We start from the raw sequence: 24,383 nt of genomic DNA on the forward strand, positions 1-24,383 counted from the left end.
TAATATATTAATCAACAATGCTTTTAGAATATCATCCCCCTACTGACCCTTGGCTGACTATCTTATATCAAGATGATCATATTGTTGTTGTGAATAAACAATCGGGGCTTTTATCTGTATCAGGCAATAAACCTGAGTTTAGAGACAGTATTATCGATCGCTTACAACAGAAATATAGTTATGTTGAGTCTGTTCATCGTCTTGATATGGCAACGAGTGGTATTATGGTCGTCGCACTATCCAAGCTCGCAGATCGAGAAATAAAAAAACAGTTCCGTGAGCGAATTCCTAAAAAACGTTATATTGCAAAAGTTTGGGGACATGTTGCCCAAGATCATGGTGAGATAGATATTCCATTAATTTGTGATTGGCCAAATCGACCGAGACAGATGGTTGACTATGAGAATGGTAAACAGGCATTGACTCATTATAATGTGCTCAGCCGGGATAGTGATGGCACAACTCGAGTCGAGTTATTACCGCATACCGGACGTTCGCACCAGTTACGTGTACATATGCAAGCAATCGGTCACCCAATTTTAGGTGATAAATTTTACGCTAATCCAGAAGCTTTTGCGATGGCAAAACGACTCCTACTGCATGCTCAAATGTTAACAATAAATCATCCTAAAACGGATGAAAGTATGACATTTATCTGTGAACCCGATTTCTAATTTACTATTTTTTAACTGAATAAATAGGTAGCAAAGATGAAAAAAATTGTTTTAGCAACAAATAATCAGGGAAAGGTTAAAGAGTTACAAGAGTTACTCGCTAGCGCCGGATTTAATGTCGTGGCTCAAAGTGAATATCAAGTCCCTGATGCGGACGAAACAGGGCTTACATTTATTGAAAATGCGATTATCAAAGCACGCCACACTGCGGCGCTAACGGGTTTACCCGCAATTGCTGATGATTCAGGGCTAGCTGTTGATGCTCTTGGAGGCGCGCCAGGCATTTATTCTGCGCGTTATTCAGGTGAAGGGGCGACAGATCAAAAAAATAATCAAAAATTATTGGAAGCGCTCTCTAATGTGCCGCCAGAAAAACGTACCGCCTATTTTTACTGTGCATTAGTCTTCATGCGCCATGCCAATGACCCAACCCCTATTATCTGTTTAGGAAAATGGAATGGCACTATTTTGAATGCACCAAGTGGACAAGGTGGATTTGGTTATGATCCGCTATTTTATGTGCCAGAATTAGGTTGTAGTGCTGCTGATTTAACACGAGAACATAAAAGTAAAATATCGCATCGAGGCCAAGCTCTCACTGAATTAATGAAAAAATTACAGACAGAATTAGCTGATTAAACGATAAAAGAGAGTAAGCTCCCATTAATGCAATACAATGTGGAGCTTATAAAATATTACATATAAAGTAGCTGTGTACCAGCTTCTGGTGCAAAAGCGGCTTTACTAAACTCTTCAATGAAATAGGCAACGTTATCAAGTTTATCACCTAATAAACGTCCTTTCACTTTATACCATGTTAACAGTATAATACTTGCTTCTGGCTCACCAACAATCAGCATCGGTTGTTCATGTTCACCATTCCAAAAAAACTCACCACCATAAAGTTTATGTGCTGTCAGCAATAAATAGCAACCATACTCTTGAGTTATCATCGTGATTTGTTCTTCAGTAAGTAATAAACTATTTTCTGACATTTCGTTCAAAATAAGTTCTACAACACTAATACTTTTTTCACTATAATCTAATTGATTAATACTCCATGTTGGACTATTAAAAATCGCATTTTGAGCCCAAGCTTGGATCTCTTCATACAGCTCATTTTTACTTGTTGCCATGATGGTTATTTCCTAATGTTCGAGTTTTGCTGTTCTTGTAATTTAATATCTTGCCAAGCTTGTTCCATTTCTTCAAGGGAAACATCACTTAATTGATAACCTTTTGCTTTGAGCTTATCTTCAACTTGTCGAAAACGTCGTTCAAACTTTTGATTTGCTTTATGCAACGTTAGTTCTGATTTTAATCCTAAATGACGAGTTAAATTCACGACAGCAAATAATAAGTCACCGACTTCTTCTTCTACCTTTTCAGTAACCGGCGGTTGTTGCTCTACCTCAGCAATCACTTCATCGATCTCTTCTTTTACTTTATCGATAACTGGCCCTAAAGTATCCCAATCAAATCCAACAGCCGCACAACGTTTTTGAATTTTCTCTGCACGCATTAATGCTGGTAATGAATGAGGAATATCATCCAAAATAGAAAATTGCTGCTTTTGATCACGTTCTTGTTGTTTAATCGCTTCCCAAGGTACTTTTGCGGTATTTGGATGAGTAAAAATATGTGGATGGCGACTGGTTAACTTTTCAGCCAATGTTTTGCAGACATCATCAAAATTAAATTTTTTCTGTTCATCCGCCATTTCAGCATAAAAGATAATTTGAAATAATAAATCACCCAATTCACTTTTTAGTTCCATAAAGTTTTTTTGATCAATGGCATCTAAAACTTCATAAGTCTCTTCTAAAGTACAAGCCTTAATGGATTCAAAAGTCTGCACACGATCCCATTCACACCCATTAATGGGATCACGCAATCGTTTGATTATGGTAAGAAGTTGCTGTATTGATTGCAAAATATCTCTCCTAGTATCGGAAAAGAGTCATTATACTCATAATTCTATATTTCAGCATCTTTATAAAATAGGTTAACTCTATTTTTCTGTGTACATTTTTTATAGTATACTAGTACACTTTAATCATAGAAACGATATTAACACATGAACAACTTACGCGAACTTACCCTGAGAGGAATGATTCTTGGGGCATTTATTACAGTTATTTTTACGGCATCTAATGTCTATTTAGGCTTAAAAGTCGGCCTAACGTTTTCCTCAGCAATTCCAGCTGCCGTGATTTCAATGGCTGTTTTACGTTTTTTCTCTGGTTCAACAATACTTGAAAATAATATGGTACAAACTCAAGCGTCAGCGGCGGGAACATTATCATCCATTATTTTCGTACTACCGGGTCTATTGATGATTGGCTATTGGCAAAGTTTTTCATTTTGGTTAACCCTACTTGTATGTGCGGCTGGGGGAATGTTAGGGGTACTATTTTCTATCCCACTGCGTCAAGTTATGGTTGTTAAAAGCACCTTACCTTATCCGGAAGGTGTAGCTGCTGCTGAAATTTTAAAAGCAGGCTGTGATTCAGATAATCCAGAAGAGACTAAAGCGAATAATGAAGGTCTAAAAGATATTCTTTTTGGTGGTGTAATTGCCGCTGGTGTTAGCTTATTTACCAATGGTTTTCGTGTGTTAGCTGACGGCACGGCATATTGGTTCACTCAAGGTAAATCGATCTTTCAAATTCCACTTGGTTTCTCGTTAGCACTACTTAGTGCGGGTTATTTAGTTGGTATTATCTCAGGTATCGCAATTTTAATTGGCAATATTATTGCTTGGGGATTTGCAATCCCAATTTTGAGTACGATGCGTGATTACTCAGCAAATGCATCTTTAAGTGATATCGCCATGGGTCTTTGGGCTAGTGATGTTCGTTTTATCGGAGCTGGAACATTAGCGATTGCCGCTATCTGGACTTTATTAACATTACTTAAACCGGTTATTGAAGGGCTAAAGATGTCATTTGGTTCAATGAAATCTCAAGTTCATCAAGGTAAAGTTCCGCGTACCGAACAAGATCTATCAGGTAAAACTATTCTATTAATTATGGCTGGAATGTTACTGATTTTACTAGCGACATTTTATTCTTTTGTTTCTGATAGTGGACTTTCTACCGGCGTTGCTTGGTCGCTCGTTTTATGTGCAGTTCTATTTGCCTTTATTATGGGCTTTTTAGTTGCGGCAGCGTGCGGTTATATGGCAGGATTAGTCGGTTCATCAGCAAGTCCAATATCAGGAATTGGTATTGTGGCTGTAGCTGTTATTTCACTATTAATTTTAGTGCTCGGCGAAGCTAATGATATTTTAGGTACAGCCGAAGGCTCCAACTTTGCAACCGCTCTTGCGCTATTCACCACCAGTGCGGTTCTTGCTATTGCAACAATTTCTAACGATAACTTACAAGATCTTAAAACGGGTTATTTAGTAAAAGCGACCCCATGGAAACAACAAGTTGCATTATTAATCGGTTGTGTTGTGGGTGCTATTGTTATCGCTCCAGTATTAGATATTTTATATAATGCTTATGGTTTTACTGGCGCGATGCCTAGAGCAGATATGGATCCAACACAAGTCCTAGCTGCACCGCAAGCAACGTTAATGACTACGATTGCTAAAGGTATCTTCTCTCATCAGTTAGAGTGGACAATGATTTTAATTGGTTTAGCCCTTGGTGCTATTATTATTATCATTGATTTAGTATTAGCAAAAAGTAACTGTAAATTCCGTATACCAGCCCTTGCTGTTGGAATGGGAATCTATTTACCACCAATTATCACCACACCTATTTTCCTTGGTGCATTAATTTCATGGTTTATTCGTCGTAGAGTGTATCGAACTAAAAATGCGCCACAAAATGATGAAAATTACCGTAAGGTTGATCGTAAAGCAACATTGATTGCTTCTGGATTAATTGTTGGTGAGAGTTTAGTTGGTGTTATCATGGCGGTAGTGATTGTAATTAGTATCTCTAGTGGGGGCGATAGTGCACCACTATCATTAGCACCTTGGTTAGGTGATATATTTGGTAGCAATTTAGATGTTGTTCAACAACTACTTGGTTTATTTGTTTTTGTTGTAATTTGTTTGACCTTTATTCGTCGAGCACTATCAGCAATTAAAAAATCATCTTAATAAGTTCTACTTGATACTCTCATCAAAAGGTGAGAGTATCAACCCTACTTAATCATCACTAAATACACGTCATATGTCCCATTTCATTGCAGAAAATAGCTTTGCTAATCAAGTTTATGCAATTATTGCTGCTATTCCACCAGGTAAAGTGGTTACTTATGGACAAATAGCTAAAATGGCCGGAATGCCCAGTTATGTACGGCAAGTCTGTTTTATTTTACGAAAGCTACCTAAAGAGAGTAAATTACCTTGCCACCGCATTATTAATGGTCAAGGGCGATTGTCCGTTAAAGATGAAACCTATCGTCGTTATAAATTGAAATTAATCGAAGAAGGCATTGAGTTTAATCAGAACGATAAAATTGATCTAAAAAAATATGGTTGGCATATTTAACAGGCTAATTTTCGTTAAAATATTACTGTAAGTAGTGAATATAGAGAAAAATCTAAATCTCACTCCAGTAAAAATATCAGCAACTCATCAAGCTAATCAGACTTAACATAGTTTGATGAGCAGCGGAATAACGATTCACTCAACGATACTCATGATGATTAGTCAAGCTGACTCATCACTACATTAACCAATCTTTAATTAAGGCTACAACTTGCTTAGGTTGGGCTGTATGTACATTATGACCCGCGCCCTCAACAGTTGTAATGGCAGCATAAGGAAATTGCGTCAAAATATCACTCAAATAATCATCAATAATATAATTTGACTGACTGCCACGAATAAATAGCACTGGCTGCCGATAAGGCTCAATTTCAGACCAACCACGAATATCGGCATAATGTTTTGTGATCGCTTGATAATTAAATAACCATCGACCTGATTTATAGGATTTCAATAAAAATAAAATGATCGGCTCTGGGATATAGGCACTCATTGTCTGTTGGATATCTTTTCTCTCTGTCAGATGATCCGCAATACACGCATCAATTGCTTTAAATACTCGTGTATGTGAGTCAGCACAATAGCTTATTGGTGCAATATCTAACACCACCATATGCGCAATTAAGTGAGGCGCTATTTGGGTTAACTGCATTGCTACTTTTCCACCCATTGAGTGACCAACTAAAATAATATTTTGTAACGATAATTGATTAATTAATTTAAAAACATCATCAGCCATCAATGCATAATTCATCTCATCAGACCAAGGAGATAAACCATGATTACGCAGATCAATTTGAATCACTTGATAATCTTGACTAAATTCCCGTGCCAGAATGGCTAAATTATCCAAATTACCAAATAAACCATGTAAAAAGACGATGGGTTGACCTGTGCCTGTTGTTTTATAATGAAGTTGCATACAATATCAAAAATATTTCTAATTCAAATGAAGTCTACTTTACTGTGAATTTTACGATAAAACCACCTCTTTTTGATAGCAATAACCGATATTCTATAACCAATTGATACTGATAGGACAATGATTTGTCGATTTTAATCAGTTATTAAATAAAAATTACAGATGATTAAGATAAACTCTGTTAAAATCATCACAATTTTATTCAGCCACTACGATAACAACTATGCTACAAAATAATCCATTATTAGCACAACTAAAACAACAACTTCATTCTCAAACACCTCGCGCAGAAGGAGTCGTCAAAGCCCATGACAAAGGTTATGGTTTTTTAGAAACTGATAATAAAAAAAGCTATTTTATTCCAGCTAGCCAGATGAAAAATGTCCTAGACGGCGATAAAGTTTCTGGAATATTAATCGAAAATGGTGAGAAAACCTCCTTTGAACCTGACACATTAATTGAACCAGCACTCAATACTTTTTTAGCTCAAGTCACCTTTAGTAATAAAGCGCTAGAGATTATCCCTGAAAGTGTATCCAACCGTCTAATTAAATGTAAAGTATCTAATGATATTGAACAAAAGCTGCAAGAACATGACTGGGTAAAAGCAAAATTAGTGTCCCATCCGCTACGAGACAAGAGTGGCTTTTTTGCTGAAATAACTCAATTTGTTGCTGAAGATAAAGATATCAATGCGTTATGGCTGATTGCCTTAGCAAAATATAACTTAGAGGCATCGGCACCAAATGAAGTGATCTGGAACGAACCTGAAAATACAGATCAATCTCGTATCGACCTGACTGATGTTGACTTTTTTACTATTGATGGTGCCGAGACGCAAGATATGGATGATGCACTATCAATCACTCAAGATGAGCAAGGTAATTATATTCTGCAAGTTGCTATTGCAGATCCTAGCGCTTATATTAATGAAGAGAGCGAAATCGATACTATTGCTTGTAGCCGTAGTTTTTCAACTTATTTACCTGGTTTTACCATTTCAATGCTACCAGAATCTCTGGCGAATAAACTGTGCTCCCTAAAAGCCAATGAAAAACGTCCGGCTCTGGTTTGCAAAATTGTCATAAATCCACAAGGTGATATCTGTTATGATGCAACACAATTTAATTTAGCTTGGGTAGAATCAAAAGCCAAATTGAGTTATGAAGGCGTGTCAAACTTTATCGATCATGATGAAGATTTATCAATAGAAATACCAAATATTCAGTCACAATTAAAATTATTACTACAATTAGCTGAGATCAGAAACAACTGGCGTTATGAAAATGCGCTGTTATTTAGAGATAACCCAGACTACTATTTTATATTTGATAATAATCGTCAGCTGATTAATATCAAAAAACAGACTAAGCTTACCGCGCATAAAATGGTTGAAGAGGCTATGGTCATCGCCAATCAAGCATTTACGGATATACTTCAAAAACAGTTACCTCAAGGGATATTTAATATTCACGCGGGATTTGAAAGTAAATATTTAGATGTAGTCATAAAAATACTAAGCGAAAACAATATAGAAGGTTTTGATAAAGATCGTTTATCTTCATTTGAAGGTTATAAAGCTTTACGTCAACTCACCGAAAAGAACCAACTACTTGAATACCGCCTAAGACGTTACCAATCACCGGCAGATTTCGCTTTCGAAGCTAATCCTCATTTTGGTTTAGGCTTTCATGCGTATGCTACATGGACATCACCAATTCGAAAATATGGTGATCTGCTAAATCATCGTTTGCTTAAATCAATGATTAACGGTACTTCACCCACTGTGCTTGATAGTAAAATATTGTCTATCATGAATAAACGCCGTAGAGCAACAAGACTCGCTGAAAGAGAAGTGAGTAACAAATTATATTGTCAATATTTGCAAGATAAAGTGGGACAAAAGTTTGCTGCTGAAATCATTGATCTCAACCGTGGCGGGGCTAAAGTCCGTTTAACTGATATCGGTGCAGTTGCTTTTCTACCAGCCTCATTAATCCATAACCAACGTAATGAACTTACAATATCACCAGAAAATGGGTATATCAAAATTAAAGATGAGTTAGCCTATCAGCTACTTGATACAGTTGATGTCACGATTAATGAAGTAAAAAAAGAAACGGGCTCAATTATTGTAGGAATTGCTCGAGAGTAAATATTTAGTCAATAAGGTCAAGTAGGTACGGTATGTACCTACTCTTAACAAAAATTATTTTACTACCCGGAATGGACTAGTTGGTTTTTTAGTCGGCTCCTCAGCAGTACGATTTTCGTATTGTGGTTCAGCTTCAAAAGCGATACCGGCACCATTCTCTCGTGCATAAACAGCCTCGATAGCCGCCATCGGAACGACAATATGATTAGGTTGACCGGCAAATCTTGCGTTAAATTCAATCTCATCATTATTAACCGAATATTGTCCCACAGATTGAGGGGCAATATTTAATACAATTTGGTTATTTTGTATATATTCACTAGGGACAATCACACCATATACGGTTGTATTAACAATAATATGTGGTGTTAAACCATTATCAACAATCCAATCATAAATCGCCTTAAATAAATAAGGACGGCGAGGACTCATTGCTAAATCATCCATAATCTTATTAGGCTCTCATCTTCTTTTCATCATCAGTTAATGACTCAATAAACGCTGGACGCTCAAAAATTCGATTCATATAGCTGATATAATGTTTTTCAGCCGTTTTAGGCAGCGTAATATCTAAAATAGGTAAGCGCCATAATAACGGAGCAAAATAGCAGTCACATAAAGTAAAATCATCACTCATAAAGTACGGTTTTTCTTTAAACATGACAGAAACAGCCGTTAGATCATCTTGTAATGATTTTCTAGCTTCCTTCGCTTCTTCAGATTTAGGTGAATTAATAATTGTTTCATAAGCGGAGTACCACTCTTTACGCATACGATACATCGTTAACCGAGAGTTAGCTCTCACAATCGGATAAACGGGCATTAAAGGTGGATGAGGAAAACGTTCATCAAGATATTCTAATGCAATATGAGGTTCATATAAGGTTAAGTCGCGATCGATAAGTGTCGGAATAGTGCCATAAGGGTTAAGATCTAATAACTCTTGAGGTAAATGATTAGCCTCAACAAACTCAATCTCAGCAGTAACGCCCTTTTCCGCTAAAACAAAACGTACCTGATGACCATAAATATCCGTTGTATCACAAAATAATGTCATTACAGAACGTTTATTAACAGCAACTACCATGTTAACTCCAAATTTATAAATAAAGTATTTATATCAAGTGGAGATATTTTAGCAAATTGGGAATCAAATTTGTGAAAAAAATAATAATTCTTTTGTTTTATTTGTTAATAAATATCAAATCTAAAAATAAAACCACAAATAATCAATAAATTATTAATTTAATAAGCAACAATAAAAAATAGTTTATATAAAAAAACCTACTGATCACTCAGTAGGTTTTTTATAAAAATCAACAATAATCTAAAAATTATTGACCTTTAACTTCTTTTAAACCGTGGAATGGTGCTTTGCTACCTAAAGCTTCTTCAATACGGATTAATTGGTTGTATTTAGCAATACGGTCTGAACGGCTCATAGAACCCGTTTTAATTTGACCTGCAGCTAAACCAACAGCTAAATCAGCGATTGTTGAATCTTCTGATTCACCACTACGGTGAGAGATAACAGCAGTATAACCCGCATCTTTTGCCATTTTAACAGCAGCAATAGATTCAGTTAATGTACCGATTTGGTTTACTTTAACTAGAATTGAGTTAGCAATCCCTTTATCAATCCCTTCTTTGAAGATCTTAGTATTTGTTACGAATAGATCGTCACCAACTAATTGAAGTTTGTTACCTAATGCTTTAGTTTGGTATGCCCAACCATTCCAATCACTTTCATCTAAACCATCTTCAATAGATACGATTGGGTATTGATTTGCTAAACCTTCTAAGTAGTGAGTAAACTCTTCAGAAGTAAACTCTTTACCACCTTCACCTTTTAATACATATTTACCAGTTTCTTTGTTGTAAAACTCAGAAGCAGCACAGTCCATCGCTAAAGTAATATCTTTACCTAATACATAACCTGCTTTTTCAACAGCTTCTTTGATACAAGCTAATGCATCAGCATTTGATGCTAAATTTGGTGCAAAACCACCTTCATCACCAACTGCAGTATTCATGCCTTTAGCGTGTAATACTTTAGCTAAAGTATGGAATACTTCTGAACCCATACGAACTGCTTCACGAAGACTTTTAGCGCCAACTGGTTGAATCATAAACTCTTGTAAATCGATGTTGTTATCTGCATGTTCACCACCGTTGATGATGTTCATCATTGGAAGTGGCATAGAGTATTGACCAGGAGTTCCGTTCAAATCAGCGATATGAGCAAATAAAGGTACGCCTTTCGCTGCTGCTGCTGCTTTAGCATTCGCTAAAGATACCGCTAAAATTGAGTTTGCACCTAAGTTTGATTTAAAATCTGTACCATCTAAATCTAACATGATTTGGTCGATTGCAGCTTGGTCTAATGCATCTTTACCGATTAAAGCTTCAGCAATTGGTCCGTTAACATTAGCAACAGCTTTCAATACACCTTTACCTAAGAAACGAGATTTATCGCCATCACGTAGTTCTAATGCTTCGCGAGAACCAGTTGAGGCACCAGATGGAACGATTGCTAGACCAACAAAACCGCCTTCTAAATGAACTTCAGCTTCAACTGTTGGGTTACCACGTGAATCAATTACTTCGCGACCATGAACTTTAACGATCTTTGCCATTTTTTTTTCCTCTATATGACACATTAAAAATAAAAAATAATTATAAAACTCTTAGCGCTGCTGATACTCATTTGCGGCGCGAATAAAACTACTAAATAACGGGTGACCATCTCTTGGTGTTGATGTAAACTCAGGATGGAATTGACATGCGACAAACCATGGATGATCTGGATTTTCAATAATCTCAACTAATTTTTTATCTGTTGATAAACCTGTTACTTTTAAGCCAGCATTAACAATAGCTGGTAATAAATTATTATTCACTTCATAACGGTGACGGTGACGTTCTACAATAGAATCTTTATTGTACATAGCTCGTACTAATGAATTTGGTTCTAAATGACAAACTTGGGCACCTAGTCTCATTGTACCACCTAAATCACTATTTTCACTGCGATGAACAATTTCACCTGATTCATCACTCCATTCAGTAATAAGAGCGACAACTGGGTTTGTACAATCTTTAACAAACTCAGTAGAGTTAGCATCTTTCATCCCCGCAACATTACGCGCGAATTCAATTAATGCTACTTGTAAACCTAAACAGATACCTAAATAAGGGACCTTATTTTCTCTTGCATAACGTGCGGCTAAAATTTTACCTTCTACACCTCGGTAGCCAAAACCACCTGGGATCAAGATACCATCTAAACCTTTTAACATATCAGTTCCTTTTGACTCAAGATCTTCTGAATCAATATAACGGATATGCACAGTTAGACGATTTTTTAAACCACCATGTTTTAATGCTTCATTAACTGATTTATAGGCGTCAGGTAATTCAATATATTTACCGACCATACCAATAGTCACTTCACCAACTGGATTTGCCTCTTCATAAATCACTTGTTCCCATTCAGCAAGGTTAGCTTCCGGACACTCTAGATGGAATCGATTACAAACATAACTATCAAGTCCTTGTGACTTTAATAATGCTGGAATTTTATAAATCGAATCAACATCTTTTAATGAAATAACGGCTTTCTCTGGCACATTACAAAATAGTGCTATTTTAGCTCGCTCATTAGCAGGTACCATACGATCTGAACGACAGATTAAAATATCTGGTTGAATACCAATAGAGAGTAACTCTTTTACTGAGTGTTGTGTTGGTTTAGTTTTTACTTCACCAGATGAAGGTAAATAAGGAACTAATGTTAGATGCATAAATAATGTATGCTCACGCCCAACATTGACAGCTAACTGACGAAGTGCTTCTAAAAATGGTAATGATTCGATATCACCTACCGTACCACCGACTTCGACGATAGCAACGTCAAACCCTTTCGCCCCTTCAATCACACGCTCTTTTATCGCATTTGTGATGTGAGGAATAACCTGAATTGTTGCACCTAAATAATCGCCACGGCGCTCTTTACGCAAAACATCTGAATATATACGTCCAGTTGTAAAATTGTTGCGACGAGTCATTTTAGTGCGGATAAATCGCTCATAGTGACCAAGATCAAGATCGGTTTCTGCACCATCTTCAGTAACAAAAACTTCACCATGTTGAATCGGGCTCATTGTCCCTGGATCGACATTGATATAAGGATCTAACTTGAGCATAGTAACATTAAGACCACGCGCCTCAAGTATAGCAGCCAATGATGCTGCAGCGATCCCCTTACCTAAAGAAGAAACAACGCCGCCTGTAACAAAAATATAATTTGTGACCATTAAATTAAGACCATTTTCATGTGATGAATATTACCTTTAAATTCAGCCAAATTTGCTCGAAATAAAAACAATATTACAATTAATCAGACGGGTTAGTAGTGTAGCAGAATACTACCTTTGTCACAATGGAATAATTTATTTTTAGTTTGTACTTTAATATGATTCTTTTGCTAACTTCACAACTCGATTAAACATATATTTTAATAAAGTGGGAATAACATCGACTCCGCGTTCTTTCACATCATCACAAATCGCAATCGCTAAGTCAGGTTTGGAACTTTTGTGTATCGCCTTTTGAATAATTTTATGTACCGGCAAATCAATATGCTCAATTGTGCCATAACCCATCATTTTATAAACATGACTAAAACCATTTTTAAATAAAAAATTCTCAATATCTCTTGCTGGTAATACCGTTAAATAATTATTGACCTCATGATGAGTTGGGCATAGAGAACGAACTGTATCAGCATATTTCTTACCTGCAATATCCCCATCCGTTAAAACATGCCAATGAATTCCCATTTTATTCGCATATTTAATCAATGGTTTTAGTCCACACTGTGCAAACTCAATTAATTCAATACCTTCAGAATTTAAATGGAAACCACACTGCTCCGCTAACTCACGTAACAACCAGACCTCTGTTTCTCCCTCAACTAGCAACCAACATCGTGAAAAGATAGCCGAAGCGCGTCGATAGAGAATATGAAACATAATCTTTCGCTTATCAGTAAGAGTTAAACCATTTTCACCAGTACTCATCGCTACAATACCTGAGGGTTTACGCATTAAATGGTAAATATGTTCTAACGAAAATAATGAAACTAAATCACTAGAATTAGTTGTAATAAATTTTTGAGTCGGAAAATTTTTTAGTAAACGGAAACCTACCGATAATAAAATACGATGTAATTGACTTTCCGGTTCTTCCAAAATAAGAATAGGCATTGCATTAGGTTGTAGTTGATTATTACCTTTTGCTGTTAAAATAGCACCAAAGACCCCCATTAACATAATGCGAATATAATCACTATCTAAATCATCTAACAAATCATTAATCTTGTCTAAGGAGTTCCACTCATCCATACTTGGAGAAGGGTTTTTAGCAATGTATTTATAGTGATAACGTCTTTTTTTATCAACTAAATAGTATTCTAATAGTGCTTTTGCTGCCACTACGCCACGCTCTAAATCATGAGGTGAAAACTGTGTTGAGTGTTCAGCAAGCTGAGCTGATAATTGTGTTAAATAATAAGTCGAGAGTGGTTGATTAGTGATTGGTAAAGTATCTTCATTAATCGTCTTTTTTAAGCGCATTGCGGGGTTCAAGGTAATTAATAATTCGATCATTGCTGATTCATTTTCTAGAGTAATTTTATTACCGTGCATATCAGTAAAAAAATGATGGGTAACAATTTTATTTTGACGCTTATCCGCTTTAATTTGATAACAAAGCACTGATTTCATCAAAGTCGAATCTTGATAAACAACTTTAGTTAGTGGTTGATACTGTTCAACTTTTAACTCGTCAATAAAACTTTCCGTAAACCTAAAACTGATACTCGCCAAATCAGCTTGATATTTTTCATCATAAAAAAAATCGCTTTCAACAAATTGATAAAATAAATTATCTAAAGAGAGTAACATCAGTGCACTAATTAAACTTGAACGTCCCCAGCGATTTTCACCAATTAAAACGTTACTATCACGATTAAGTCTCAGTGTTAACTGTTTAATCCCTCGAAATCCATGAATATCAACGCTTGCTAAATACATAAGCTCACCATTTATTAAATTACTGGTTAATTAATATACTTAATTCCATCCTGTTATACAAATCAAGTTAATAAATCTTTTATAAAGTGCTAAAAACAGCACTAGAAATACTGATTACACAGTAGTAGAAGTAATAATACGGTGTGTTTTTTGATCTAATTCACGAAAAATTAAAAATTTATTTTTATTTTTAGCTAACTTATATTATTCTCTCGCTAAAATTGAAACGTTTCAATTTACAAATGCAGTTGATAAACGAATATGACAAAAATATGCCAAAAGAGGAGAACAATTTGAAAATTCATTTTTTAGGCTCTGGCGCCTCAGAAGGAATACCTAATCCATTTTGTAAATGTGAAATATGTGAAAAGACACGTGTCGCAAAAGGTAAAAATATCAGAACACGTAGCGCATTAATTATTGATGATCTTATGCAAATTGATTTTGCTCCAGAATTTAGCTATCAAGTCATGCGAGAAAATATTGATGTCACTAAAATAAAAGATCTATTATTTACTCACACTCACCCCGATCACTTCAATGTCGGCGATCTTTTTAGCCGCATGGTAGATTATGGCTTCAATATAACTCATCCTCTATATATTTATGGTAACGATATTGCAATTAATGGCTGTTTAGCTGTTTTACCTAACTACAGCCAAGAACGGTTTGTGTTTAACCTTGCTATTCCTTATCAACCATTTATCACATCAAGTGGCTATCAAGTTACACCATTATTAGCTAATCATGCAAAATGGGAGTTTTGCTACATCTATCTGATTGAAAAAGAGGGTAAAACGATGTTATATGGCCATGATTCAGGTTATTTCCCTGAACTCACTTGGCAATGGCTAAAAAATAGCGGTAAAAAAATTGATCTCGCTATTTTTGAATGCTCTTATGGTTACAAACAAAATGATCGTACAAATAACCACATGAGTATTGAAACCGTAATCTCCTCTCAAAAACGAATGATCGACGATGGTATATTCCACGATAAAACACAATTAATCACATCACACCATTCACACAGTAGTGGTTTTATGCATGATGAATTAGTTGCGATCTTTGCACCATACAATATTACTGTTGCCTATGATGGTTTAACAGAAACAATATAATATATCAAGGAATTATAAATGCTTAAGTTACCTCGTTTACTGATTATGATGTTTTTACAATATTTTGTGCAAGGTGCATGGAATATGGTTATCGGAGCAGTACTTGCTGCCTATGGTTTAAAAGAAATTGTTGGCTCAACTTACTCCGTTTTGGGAATTGCGACTATCATTTCACCACTATTTATTGGTATGATTGCCGATAGATTTATTGCTTCACAAAAAGTGATGGGGGTTTTACATCTACTAAATGCAATCGTACTATTCATGTTACCTAATTTTATTGAAAGTGGTAATGATGCCGGCTTTCTGGCAATGATCTTTATTGTTGGATTACTATTTTATCCAACGACCGCATTAGCAAACAGTGTGAGCTTTAGACATATTGATGGTGTAAAATGGTTCCCGATTGTACGTGTATTTGGTACCATTGGTTTTATGACCGTTGGCTTTACAATGGGTTCAACCTTTCTTGATATTTCAAAATCAACCAACTCATTTTTATTAGCGTCCGGTGCTTCTGTTCTATACGGTTTATACTGCTTTACACTACCAAATACCCCACCTAGTGCGAAAAATAAGAAAATCTCTATTCGTGAAATTTTATGTTTAGATGCTTTATCACTCTTTAAAGATAAATATTTCTCTATCTTTATGTTTTCGACTTTTATTCTAATGATTGCGAAAACCGCTTATAGTGCTTATATTCCAGTTTATTTGCCGGTGTTAAATTTAGATCCAGCATCAATGATGCAAATCGCAACGGCGACTGAAGTACTCTTTATGGTATTTTTAGCATTTCTACTAGGTCGTTTTGGCTTTAAGAAAGTGATTTTATTTGGTTCAATCAGTTGGATTATTCGTAGTTTAATGCTATCACAAGCAGCTGTATCAGAGGACTATTTGGTCTATATCGTTGTCGCTTTATTATTACAGGGCTTATGTTGGGATTTCTTCTTCACAGCGGGCGATATCTATGTTGATAAGAAAGCTAAACCAGAAATAAAAGCTCAAGCACAAGGCTTGCGTTTTATCGTATCAAATGGTTTTGGTGTATTTATGGCAGCATCAGTCTGTGGTTTTATCAATAACCGAGTTGTTACGGAAAAGACCATGCCAGAAGCAGCGGCCCAATGGCAGGAGTTTTGGATCTATCCGGCAGTTGTTGCGGCAGTCGTTACTATCGGTTTTTGGATCTTCTTTAATGATAAAGATGTATTAATCAAACCAAAAGAAAAAGTTTAATTCTCTATGTTACTAAATATGTATTAACTTACGCCAAGTGGTTAATACATATTTAGCCTCATTACGTACCTAATATTTTATATAATAACCCCCCATATGATTAAATTAACGTTATAATACTCGCCTGTGTATTTATTATGTGAATTTTATGGTTTTTGTTAATCAACTCTATATCCATCCGGTAAAATCAATGCAAGGCATTGCATTACAAACCAGTGAAGTACGCAATAGCGGACTAAAAGATGATCGCATTTTTATGGTTTGTGAACCTGATGGTACTTTCGTTACTGCAAGAGAAACGCCTCAATTATTACAACTAAAAACAGTGATGAATTCAGACGGGGTATTCATTAGTCTAAACGAACAAAAAAGTATTCAAGCCAACTATGCTGATTTTTCGTTAACGAGTGAACCCACCAAAGTTTGGGGAAGTCAATTTACCTCACACATCGCCTCAATTAGTGTTAATCGTTTTTTGAGTGATTTTCTAAAAAGAGATGTCCAGCTGCGTTGGATTGGCCAAACATCTGATCGCGTCGTGAAACGTTATCCAGAAACACCGCTTGCTTTTGCTGATGGCTATCCTTATTTACTCGTTAATACGGCGTCATTTAATTATCTACAACAACAATGTCCAGAGAAGTTAACCATCGAACAATTTAGGGGAAATATTCTCATTGATGGCGCATTACCTTTTGCTGAGGATGGCTGGAAAACCATTAAAATAGGTGATGTAATTTTTGATTTAGTCAAACCTTGTAGCCGATGTGTAATGACTCGCGTGAATTTAGTTAATTACCAATATTTTGCCGATAATGAACCCTTAAAAACACTACGTTATTTTAGATTAGATGAACAAGGTGAAATTGATTTTGGGATTAATATGATTGCTCGTAATACAGGCATCATTTCTATTAACGATAAAGTAGAAGTCCTAGAACGACAACGAGCCAAAAACTATATAAAATCATTCCCTAAAGAAAATCTGATTGAAGCTAAGCCTTGCCAGATTATCTTTGACTCAGTGACATTTATTGGTAATAACAAGCAGCCATTACTCGAACAGCTAGAACAAAATGGTGTTGTGATGTCATACTCTTGTCGTACGGGAGTTTGTGGTCGTTGCCAAATTGAGTTAGAAGAAGGTGAAGTCATGCCGATGACACAATCTGCTATCAGACGTAATAATCGTATTTTAGCTTGTAGTTGCATACCGAAAAGTAATCAACTTAAATTAAAAAATATCCGGTCTAAGTCATAATTAATGGTGTCGGCATAAATATGCCGGCACACCTAAATCGAGTAATATAGTGAAAGAGTAACTAAGAACAGAGTTGAGAAAATAAATCTGCAACGGCTTTTTCATCACCGTCAGTAACTTCTTCCTCATTCGTTTTCGAATTATTTTTGCTCGCTAGTCGATCATTCATCACTTTCACAACATCAGTAATATCAAAATTTTTACCTGCCATGTTGACACAAGGGTCCGCTAACAAACAGACAGAGGCCGTATCACCACTTTCTACTACTAATAAATTAATGCGTTGAGCACTATCTTGGACTTGAGCTTCAACAAGTTCACCAAAGGAAGGGGTAAATAGCATAGGCTGTTGTACAAAATACCAACTTTTAGGCATCTGCGGTTTCAAAAAGTTACTAGCGACAATTGCATTGAGTACCAACTCAACTTTCTGCGGCTCAGGTAAATTGAGTCGTGTACAGCTTTCATAGAATTGATAATAAGCAGAGGCATCATCAACAGAAAAAGGAAAAGTATTAAAAGCATCAGGAGTTAACATTTTGGCAGGATAACGAGAACGAAATACCATATCGTTTGCAATTTCTAACATCAAACAATCATATTTACTATCAAAATACCAACGCCAATTATCACTTGGCCGAATTGTTATTTTTTTTCTCATTACATTATCTTACCCTGAACACTTTAGTGTGTTTTACAAACAATATAGCAAACTCTGAATTAAAAAAAAACAAAAATATCAATTATTTTTCAGCTAATCATTTAATTTTTAAAAGAATAATTTCAGAATATGCTTATAAGAATGATCTAAATTCAGATCAAAATCTATCAAATAGATCTTATTTTTAGATCTGAATAGACATCGCATCGATTATAATCAATTTGATCACTGCTTTTAGTCGATTAGGTGGCTAAAAAAACCAATAATAACAATACGCTAAGAGAATGTTAAGGTGATATCTAAAGATTAGATGAATGATCATCAATATCGATCATAATACATGATCCTAATAGATTTGATCATTAGATTGTCGGCATTTATCGAGTGATACGTGTAAAACAACGTTTGAAAAATTTATTCAATTCATTATAAAAACCATACTATCTACTTATCGTGCAATAAAAAGAGCGCTTAAGCGCTCTTTTTCACTATAATGATATGTTACAGCAAGTTTTTAACGAATAATTAAGTTTTAATAGTTAAGTTAGAATACTTAATATTAACCTGCTACATTAATTTTCTTCATATCTTTCATATAACTACGTAATGTATGACCAATTTTTTCAATTGGGTGGTTACGAATCGCTTCATTCACATCACGTAATTGTGCATTATCAACACTGCCTTCAGGAATAGCTTTACCTAAATCACCAGTTTGTAATAACGGCATGAATTTTTCTCTTAATAGTGGAATGGCAACATTAGAGAATAAATAGTTACCATACTCAGCAGTATCAGAGATAACCACATTCATTTCATATAAACGTTTACGTGCAATAGTATTAGCAATTAACGGTAATTCATGAAGTGATTCATAATAAGCAGACTCTTCAAGAATACCAGCTTCAACCATTGTTTCAAAGGCTAGTTCAACACCGGCTTTAACCATTGCGATCATAACAACGCCTTGATCAAAGTAAGTTTGTTCATCAATTTTACCTTGATATTCAGCAGCTTTCTCAAAGCCAGTTTCTCCGGTCTCTTTACGCCATTTTAGTAGATTAACATCATCGTTATTCCAATCAGCCATCATCGTTGCAGAGAAGTGACCAGAAATAATATCGTCCATATGTTTACGATATAGATCCGTCATAATAACTTTTAACTCTTCTGCTAACGCATTAGCACGTAACTTAGCTGGATTTGATAAACGATCCATCATTAATGTGATACCACCTTGCTTTAAAGCTTCAGTGATCGTTTCCCAACCAAATTGTAATAGTTTACATGCATAAGCAGGATCTACTCCTTCTGCTACTAACTTATCAAAACATAATAGTGAACCAGTTTGTAACATACCACAAAGGATTGTTTGTTCACCCATTAGATCTGATTTTACTTCAGCAACAAATGAAGACTCTAATACACCCGCTCGGTGACCACCAGTTGCAGCTGCCCAAGCTTTTGCAATAGCTAATCCTTCGCCTTTTGGATCGTTAGCTGGATGTACAGCGATCAATGTTGGCACACCAAAACCACGTTTATACTCTTCACGAACTTCAGTCCCTGGACATTTTGGTGCCACCATAACAACGGTAATATCAGAACGAATTTGTTCACCCACTTCAATAATATTAAAACCATGAGAGTAGCCTAATGCTGCGCCTTGTTTCATTAATGGTTGAACAGCTTTAACTACTGCAGAGTGTTGTTTATCTGGAGTTAAGTTAATTACAAGATCAGCCGTTGGGATTAAATCTTCATAAGTACCAACTTTAAAACCATTTTCAGTGGCTTTTTTCCATGAAGCTCGTTTTTCAGCAATCGCCTCTTTGCGTAGTGCATAAGAGATATCAAGACCTGAATCACGCATGTTTAACCCTTGGTTTAAGCCTTGTGCACCACAACCGACAATAACAATTTTTTTACCTTTCAAAAATTGTGCTTCTTGTGCAAATTCGCTGCGATCCATAAAACGGCATTTACCTAATTGTGCTAATTTTTCGCGCCAGCTTAATGTATTAAAGTAGTTTGACATTCTTTTTCCCCTATAAATAAAATCAGATATTGATGGACTCAGCCATAAATTATTATGGTCATACTATACTTTATTTTTTTTATTGCTAAAATTGATATATTCAGAACGTAATGTTGCAATTATTGCAACAATCATCAGAATTACAGCTTTAGGTTTAATATGGATATTCGCGATTTAAAAGTCTTTTTACATCTCAGTGAAACTCACCATTTTGGTCTAACGGCTAAAGCGATGCATATCACGCCATCAACGTTATCAAGACAAATTCAACGCTTAGAAGAGAGTTTAGGTCAGCAACTATTCATTCGAGATAATCGCTCGGTCAGTATTACTGATGCAGGTCAGCAGCTAAAATTATTTGCAAAACAAGTCGTATCTGATTACCAGCATTTACAACAAAACTTAAACCAAGCTAACCATCAACTTACTGGCGAACTGAGTCTATTTTGCTCGGTAACAGCCGCTTATAGTCACTTGCCAGATATTCTAGATAAATTTAGGGTACTCTATCCATTGGTAGAAATAAAGTTAACAACCGGTGATGCCGCCGATGCAGTAAGTAAAATTCAATCGAATGAGGCTGATCTTGCTATCGCTGGTTGTCCCAAAAATTTACCAACTAGTGTTGAGTTTGTAAAATTGGGTGAGATAGAAATGGTACTACTAATACCAAGACTACGCAGTACATTTAGTGATAAGCTTCATCAAAAAGAGCCTGATTGGCGTAATATCCCTTTTATCTTGCCAGAACATGGTCCAAGTCGTCATCGTATTGATCTGTGGTTTAAACAAAATAAGATCCATTCACCTAAAATTTATGCCACCGTTGCCGGTCACGAAGCAATTGTATCAATGGTTGCACTAGGTTGTGGAGTTGCATTATTGCCAAAAGTTGTCATGGAAAATAGTCCAGAAAGAATAAGAGAACGCATTATTGAATGGTCATCAAGTTTAATCGAACCTTTTGATATTGGTATTTGTGTACAAAAAAGACGCTTAGCAGAAAAAATTATTGCCGCATTTTGGCAACTTGCTAATTAAGCAAGTTGCCACAGCGTATAACTAAACTTTACGACTAAAATCCGACTACGCAAATAGACCAACTTTATAGAATATAGCAGCCTTATTAAATATTAACTTAATGTGTCTGCTCATTTTGCTGAGTAATAGTTGTTATCTTTTCGACATTAACTTGACTGATTTTATACCAATCCATTTTACGTGTTAAAATCATAATGCCACCTAAAACAATAAATAATAAAATACTACCGAGTAACAAAGCATTACCTTCAGAGATCATCACAAAATAGAGCACTGTATAGAGTGTTAATAAGAAAATAGTAAATATAATACTCCACTTACTATTTTTTATGACTCCCGATAAATAAAAACCGATCAATAAACTACAAGCAATTGACCCAATAATATAAGCCAATAAGAAGCCTATATGCTCGGATAATGCTAATAATAAGAGATAGAAAAGAGTTAATGCCATACCAACTAATAAATACTGTACTGGATGAATTTTGAGTTGTTTAAGCATTTCAAAAATGAAGAAACAGATAAACGTTAACGCAATAAATAAAATATCATATTTAACAGCTCGTTCAATCATTTGATATTGATCGACTGTTTCGACAAAACTGGTTTTAAAATCAGGCATATTGGCAATATCCGATGAATAATAACGTGTTTCACTGACATCATCAGCAAATAAGCTATTAATATTATTGGCATACCAACTACTTTGCCAGGTCGCTACAAAACCGTTTTGATCAATTTGTCGATTGATAGGTAAACTATAACCGATAAAATTAGGATGAGGCCAATTGCCTTTAAGTTGATAATGGCTTGATCGTCCAATAGGTACTATCGATAGCTCTTTTGTTCCTTGCAGTTGCAATGAAAAATTGAACTCAAGTTTTTTATTGGTTAAATTATCAATCGACACTGAGGCATTAATACCTTGTACACTTCCCATGCCACTCTGTTTTACGCCAGGCTCAAAATCCAACTGCTGGTTGGCTAACATAATCGTTGGCGTCTGCATAATTCCCCGTGTATCAGAGATTAACACTAATAAATACGGTTCACCCACCTCTATTGCCGGATTATTTTTTAGTGAGTCAAGGGAGACCGAATTAAATGATCCATTAAACGTTAATTGAGTTTGGTAAACCTGAGCTTGATAAATACCAATATGCCGTGATGAGATATCTGCATCACCCTCCACATTAAGTTGTTGTGGTAATATATAACGTACATATTTCTTTTGAATATAATAGTTCTGTTTATTGTTTACTTCTAAAAGTGTTTCGGTATAAGGCACAACAATAATTGGACCAATAATTTTTTGTACGCCACTACTACTCTGTGCAACTGAATCAATCACACTATTTTGATAATAAAATCTTTCCTGTATTAAGCCCATAATCATCAGCATTGGGATAAGCATAACAAGGATTAATCCGCCTAAGGTTAATATTTTAAATAACAATGTAAAATGTGAATTCATTAGATTTTCCCTATTTTTAGTATAATAAGGCAAGTTTATTGAGCAATCATGAAGTGGATATGAAGCGAATATGAAGAATAAGTGAAGTCATTAGAAAACAGATCATAATGTCCCTTATTTTTTAATGGTCATTATTTAATCAGAGTTTTAATGATTTGATTTTTATGGCTTTTATTATGTTATCTACAGTGTAGTGGCAAAGTTATCAAAGCCATTTGTGAATAAAAATTAAAATATAATCCTTCTTACTCATATTACATCACGATAATAAAATAAAATGCGATGTAACAAAATTCAACCTTTAACATAATGATATAATTTATAACACTTTTTTATAGTTAGTCACAAAGTTATGACAACATTATCAACGTTATTTGTTAATAAAACGATCATATCATAATGCTCAGTGAAAAACAGGATCAAATTTATTATGTGATATAATTTGTTCGATAAAATAACAAACTGTTTTTTATGAAAATTTGATGGTTATTAACATCGTTAATACAACTTTATGCACCTGATTTGTGAATAAGTACTGAAAACCAATAATGGTTTTATGACAGATACCAATCCCGATGTTTAGTTAATTGCTATATTTGTATAAATATTGCGTTAATCTAATCACTAATTGTTAACAATAGAGTGAATTAGTCTATACTAACAACAATATGATTACAGAAAGTCTATGATCCAATTGCAATTAAACTTATTTTTAGGAGTTGTTTTTATGTTTTTCGTCATTAGCTCTATTCGAACCAATAACTTCACCGATGAAAAGATGATCGAAAAAATCAAGGCTGTGTGGCAAGAAGCACAAGCTAAACTTTCTGATAATACGGGTTGTGTTTATGGTGTATATAATCACTATCAAAATGATTATCGAGGTGATTATACATTATCGATTGCGGTTGATCACCCTATTGAACATTTTACGACAACAATCGAACCAAACCCAATTGATAATTATTATGTATTTGAAGTTGATGATAATCATGAAGATAAAATTTACCAAACTTGGCAATATATCTGGGGATTAGAACAAGATCGTAAACTATTCCGTGCCTATGATGTTGATTTTGAAAAATATCATCCTGATGGCAGGGTAGAAATTTATATTAGTCTATTAAGTTAATATGCTCTCTTAACCATTTAAACCCGCCATTACTGAGCGGGTTTAAATTTTACGAA

Annotated in this window: 21 protein-coding genes; 10 read left to right on the plus strand and 11 right to left on the minus strand. The window is 35.1% G+C overall.

All coding sequences use genetic code 11. The annotated features are described in order from the left end of the window. Positions 1-17: 17 nt before the first annotated feature. Positions 18-674 (plus strand): bifunctional tRNA pseudouridine(32) synthase/23S rRNA pseudouridine(746) synthase RluA, encoded by a 657-nt coding sequence (gene rluA / locus RHO11_05055; GenBank protein ID WVD62490.1) that lies wholly within the window; start codon positions 18-20, stop codon positions 672-674. A 36-nt stretch (positions 675-710) separates the two neighbouring features. Continuing rightward, positions 711-1,313, plus strand: a complete 603-nt coding sequence (locus RHO11_05060; protein WVD62491.1) for an XTP/dITP diphosphatase — start codon at positions 711-713, stop codon at positions 1,311-1,313. 56 nt (positions 1,314-1,369) lie between these two features. Here the strand turns inward: RHO11_05060 and RHO11_05065 are convergent, their stop codons facing one another. Continuing rightward, entirely contained in the window at positions 1,370-1,810 is a 441-nt protein-coding gene (locus RHO11_05065; protein ID WVD62492.1) for a hypothetical protein, read from the minus strand. Positions 1,811-1,815: 5 nt separating this feature from the next. Then, the gene (gene mazG, locus RHO11_05070) at positions 1,816-2,607 is read right to left on the minus strand and encodes a nucleoside triphosphate pyrophosphohydrolase (GenBank protein WVD62493.1); all 792 of its coding nucleotides are present in this window, start codon (positions 2,605-2,607) and stop codon (positions 1,816-1,818) included. Positions 2,608-2,751: 144 nt separating this feature from the next. On the opposite strand from mazG, the gene RHO11_05075 reads away from it, so the two are divergent. Together RHO11_05075 and RHO11_05080 are read left to right on the plus strand one after the other, a co-directional pair. Beyond that, entirely contained in the window at positions 2,752-4,791 is a 2,040-nt protein-coding gene (locus RHO11_05075) for an oligopeptide transporter, OPT family (GenBank protein WVD62494.1), read from the plus strand. Between the two features lie 73 nt (positions 4,792-4,864). Then, positions 4,865-5,185: an MGMT family protein gene (locus RHO11_05080; protein WVD62495.1), complete on the plus strand. Its 321-nt coding sequence runs from the start codon at positions 4,865-4,867 to the stop codon at positions 5,183-5,185. Between the two features lie 178 nt (positions 5,186-5,363). Here the strand turns inward: RHO11_05080 and RHO11_05085 are convergent, their stop codons facing one another. Beyond that, positions 5,364-6,107, minus strand: coding sequence for an alpha/beta fold hydrolase (locus tag RHO11_05085; protein ID WVD62496.1), 744 nt, complete (start codon positions 6,105-6,107; stop codon positions 5,364-5,366). A gap of 223 nt (positions 6,108-6,330) precedes the next feature. Here RHO11_05085 and RHO11_05090 point away from each other — a divergent pair, with 223 nt between their 5' ends. Next, positions 6,331-8,262 carry an exoribonuclease II gene (locus RHO11_05090; protein ID WVD62497.1) on the plus strand — a complete coding sequence of 644 codons (1,932 nt, stop codon included), beginning with the start codon at positions 6,331-6,333 and terminating at the stop codon, positions 8,260-8,262. Positions 8,263-8,316: 54 nt separating this feature from the next. Here RHO11_05090 and RHO11_05095 read toward each other — a convergent pair whose 3' ends face one another. The 5 genes from RHO11_05095 to RHO11_05115 form a co-directional block, all read right to left on the minus strand. After that, entirely contained in the window at positions 8,317-8,709 is a 393-nt protein-coding gene (locus RHO11_05095; protein WVD62498.1) for a ClpXP protease specificity-enhancing factor, read from the minus strand. Positions 8,710-8,716: 7 nt separating this feature from the next. Then, entirely contained in the window at positions 8,717-9,349 is a 633-nt protein-coding gene (locus tag RHO11_05100; GenBank protein WVD62499.1) for a glutathione S-transferase N-terminal domain-containing protein, read from the minus strand. 247 nt (positions 9,350-9,596) lie between these two features. Then, positions 9,597-10,898 (minus strand): phosphopyruvate hydratase, encoded by a 1,302-nt coding sequence (eno, locus tag RHO11_05105; GenBank protein WVD62500.1) that lies wholly within the window; start codon positions 10,896-10,898, stop codon positions 9,597-9,599. Positions 10,899-10,949: 51 nt separating this feature from the next. After that, on the minus strand, positions 10,950-12,578 hold the full coding sequence (gene pyrG, locus RHO11_05110) for a CTP synthase (glutamine hydrolyzing) (protein WVD62501.1): 1,629 nt from the start codon (positions 12,576-12,578) through the stop codon (positions 10,950-10,952). A 153-nt stretch (positions 12,579-12,731) separates the two neighbouring features. Further along, the gene (locus RHO11_05115) at positions 12,732-14,357 is read right to left on the minus strand and encodes a DUF2813 domain-containing protein (GenBank protein ID WVD62502.1); all 1,626 of its coding nucleotides are present in this window, start codon (positions 14,355-14,357) and stop codon (positions 12,732-12,734) included. A 293-nt stretch (positions 14,358-14,650) separates the two neighbouring features. Between RHO11_05115 and RHO11_05120 the strand changes: the two genes are divergently transcribed. The 3 genes from RHO11_05120 to RHO11_05130 all read left to right on the plus strand — a co-directional run bounded on the left by RHO11_05120 (position 14,651) and on the right by RHO11_05130 (position 17,981). Then, the gene (locus tag RHO11_05120; protein WVD62503.1) at positions 14,651-15,478 is read left to right on the plus strand and encodes an MBL fold metallo-hydrolase; all 828 of its coding nucleotides are present in this window, start codon (positions 14,651-14,653) and stop codon (positions 15,476-15,478) included. Between the two features lie 18 nt (positions 15,479-15,496). Beyond that, complete coding sequence (locus RHO11_05125; protein WVD62504.1) at positions 15,497-16,720, plus strand: MFS transporter; 1,224 nt, start codon at positions 15,497-15,499, stop codon at positions 16,718-16,720. Positions 16,721-16,868: 148 nt separating this feature from the next. Beyond that, positions 16,869-17,981 carry a YcbX family protein gene (locus RHO11_05130; GenBank protein WVD62505.1) on the plus strand — a complete coding sequence of 371 codons (1,113 nt, stop codon included), beginning with the start codon at positions 16,869-16,871 and terminating at the stop codon, positions 17,979-17,981. 61 nt (positions 17,982-18,042) lie between these two features. On the opposite strand, the gene RHO11_05135 is transcribed toward RHO11_05130, so the two are convergent. Next, on the minus strand, positions 18,043-18,642 hold the full coding sequence (locus tag RHO11_05135; GenBank protein ID WVD62506.1) for a cell division protein ZapC: 600 nt from the start codon (positions 18,640-18,642) through the stop codon (positions 18,043-18,045). 559 nt (positions 18,643-19,201) lie between these two features. Continuing rightward, positions 19,202-20,680, minus strand: a complete 1,479-nt coding sequence (gene ilvC, locus RHO11_05140) for a ketol-acid reductoisomerase (GenBank protein ID WVD62507.1) — start codon at positions 20,678-20,680, stop codon at positions 19,202-19,204. Between the two features lie 159 nt (positions 20,681-20,839). On the opposite strand from ilvC, the gene ilvY reads away from it, so the two are divergent. Then, complete coding sequence (gene ilvY / locus RHO11_05145) at positions 20,840-21,721, plus strand: HTH-type transcriptional activator IlvY (protein WVD62508.1); 882 nt, start codon at positions 20,840-20,842, stop codon at positions 21,719-21,721. A gap of 97 nt (positions 21,722-21,818) precedes the next feature. Here the strand turns inward: ilvY and creD are convergent, their stop codons facing one another. Continuing rightward, positions 21,819-23,195 (minus strand): cell envelope integrity protein CreD, encoded by a 1,377-nt coding sequence (creD, locus tag RHO11_05150; protein WVD62509.1) that lies wholly within the window; start codon positions 23,193-23,195, stop codon positions 21,819-21,821. A gap of 727 nt (positions 23,196-23,922) precedes the next feature. Between creD and RHO11_05155 the strand changes: the two genes are divergently transcribed. Then, positions 23,923-24,327, plus strand: coding sequence for an effector binding domain-containing protein (locus tag RHO11_05155; GenBank protein ID WVD62510.1), 405 nt, complete (start codon positions 23,923-23,925; stop codon positions 24,325-24,327). The last annotated feature ends 56 nt before the right edge of the window (positions 24,328-24,383 follow it).

The organism is Orbaceae bacterium BiB (assembly GCA_036251205.1).
Lineage (GTDB): Bacteria > Pseudomonadota > Gammaproteobacteria > Enterobacterales > Orbaceae > Orbus > Orbus mooreae.

Coding starts and splice junctions, on each gene's coding strand:
- RHO11_05115 (WVD62502.1), bottom strand. CDS start 14,357: ATGTATTTAGCAAGCGTTGATATTCATGGATTTCGAGGGATTAAACAG.
- RHO11_05085 (WVD62496.1), bottom strand. CDS start 6,107: ATGCAACTTCATTATAAAACAACAGGCACAGGTCAACCCATCGTCTTT.
- pyrG (WVD62501.1), bottom strand. CDS start 12,578: ATGGTCACAAATTATATTTTTGTTACAGGCGGCGTTGTTTCTTCTTTA.
- RHO11_05080 (WVD62495.1), top strand. CDS start 4,865: ATGTCCCATTTCATTGCAGAAAATAGCTTTGCTAATCAAGTTTATGCA.
- RHO11_05075 (WVD62494.1), top strand. CDS start 2,752: ATGAACAACTTACGCGAACTTACCCTGAGAGGAATGATTCTTGGGGCA.
- RHO11_05125 (WVD62504.1), top strand. CDS start 15,497: ATGCTTAAGTTACCTCGTTTACTGATTATGATGTTTTTACAATATTTT.
- rluA (WVD62490.1), top strand. CDS start 18: ATGCTTTTAGAATATCATCCCCCTACTGACCCTTGGCTGACTATCTTA.
- eno (WVD62500.1), bottom strand. CDS start 10,898: ATGGCAAAGATCGTTAAAGTTCATGGTCGCGAAGTAATTGATTCACGT.
- RHO11_05090 (WVD62497.1), top strand. CDS start 6,331: ATGCTACAAAATAATCCATTATTAGCACAACTAAAACAACAACTTCAT.
- ilvC (WVD62507.1), bottom strand. CDS start 20,680: ATGTCAAACTACTTTAATACATTAAGCTGGCGCGAAAAATTAGCACAA.
- RHO11_05065 (WVD62492.1), bottom strand. CDS start 1,810: ATGGCAACAAGTAAAAATGAGCTGTATGAAGAGATCCAAGCTTGGGCT.
- ilvY (WVD62508.1), top strand. CDS start 20,840: ATGGATATTCGCGATTTAAAAGTCTTTTTACATCTCAGTGAAACTCAC.
- RHO11_05135 (WVD62506.1), bottom strand. CDS start 18,642: ATGAGAAAAAAAATAACAATTCGGCCAAGTGATAATTGGCGTTGGTAT.
- creD (WVD62509.1), bottom strand. CDS start 23,195: ATGAATTCACATTTTACATTGTTATTTAAAATATTAACCTTAGGCGGA.
- RHO11_05095 (WVD62498.1), bottom strand. CDS start 8,709: ATGGATGATTTAGCAATGAGTCCTCGCCGTCCTTATTTATTTAAGGCG.
- RHO11_05130 (WVD62505.1), top strand. CDS start 16,869: ATGGTTTTTGTTAATCAACTCTATATCCATCCGGTAAAATCAATGCAA.
- RHO11_05100 (WVD62499.1), bottom strand. CDS start 9,349: ATGGTAGTTGCTGTTAATAAACGTTCTGTAATGACATTATTTTGTGAT.
- RHO11_05060 (WVD62491.1), top strand. CDS start 711: ATGAAAAAAATTGTTTTAGCAACAAATAATCAGGGAAAGGTTAAAGAG.
- RHO11_05155 (WVD62510.1), top strand. CDS start 23,923: ATGTTTTTCGTCATTAGCTCTATTCGAACCAATAACTTCACCGATGAA.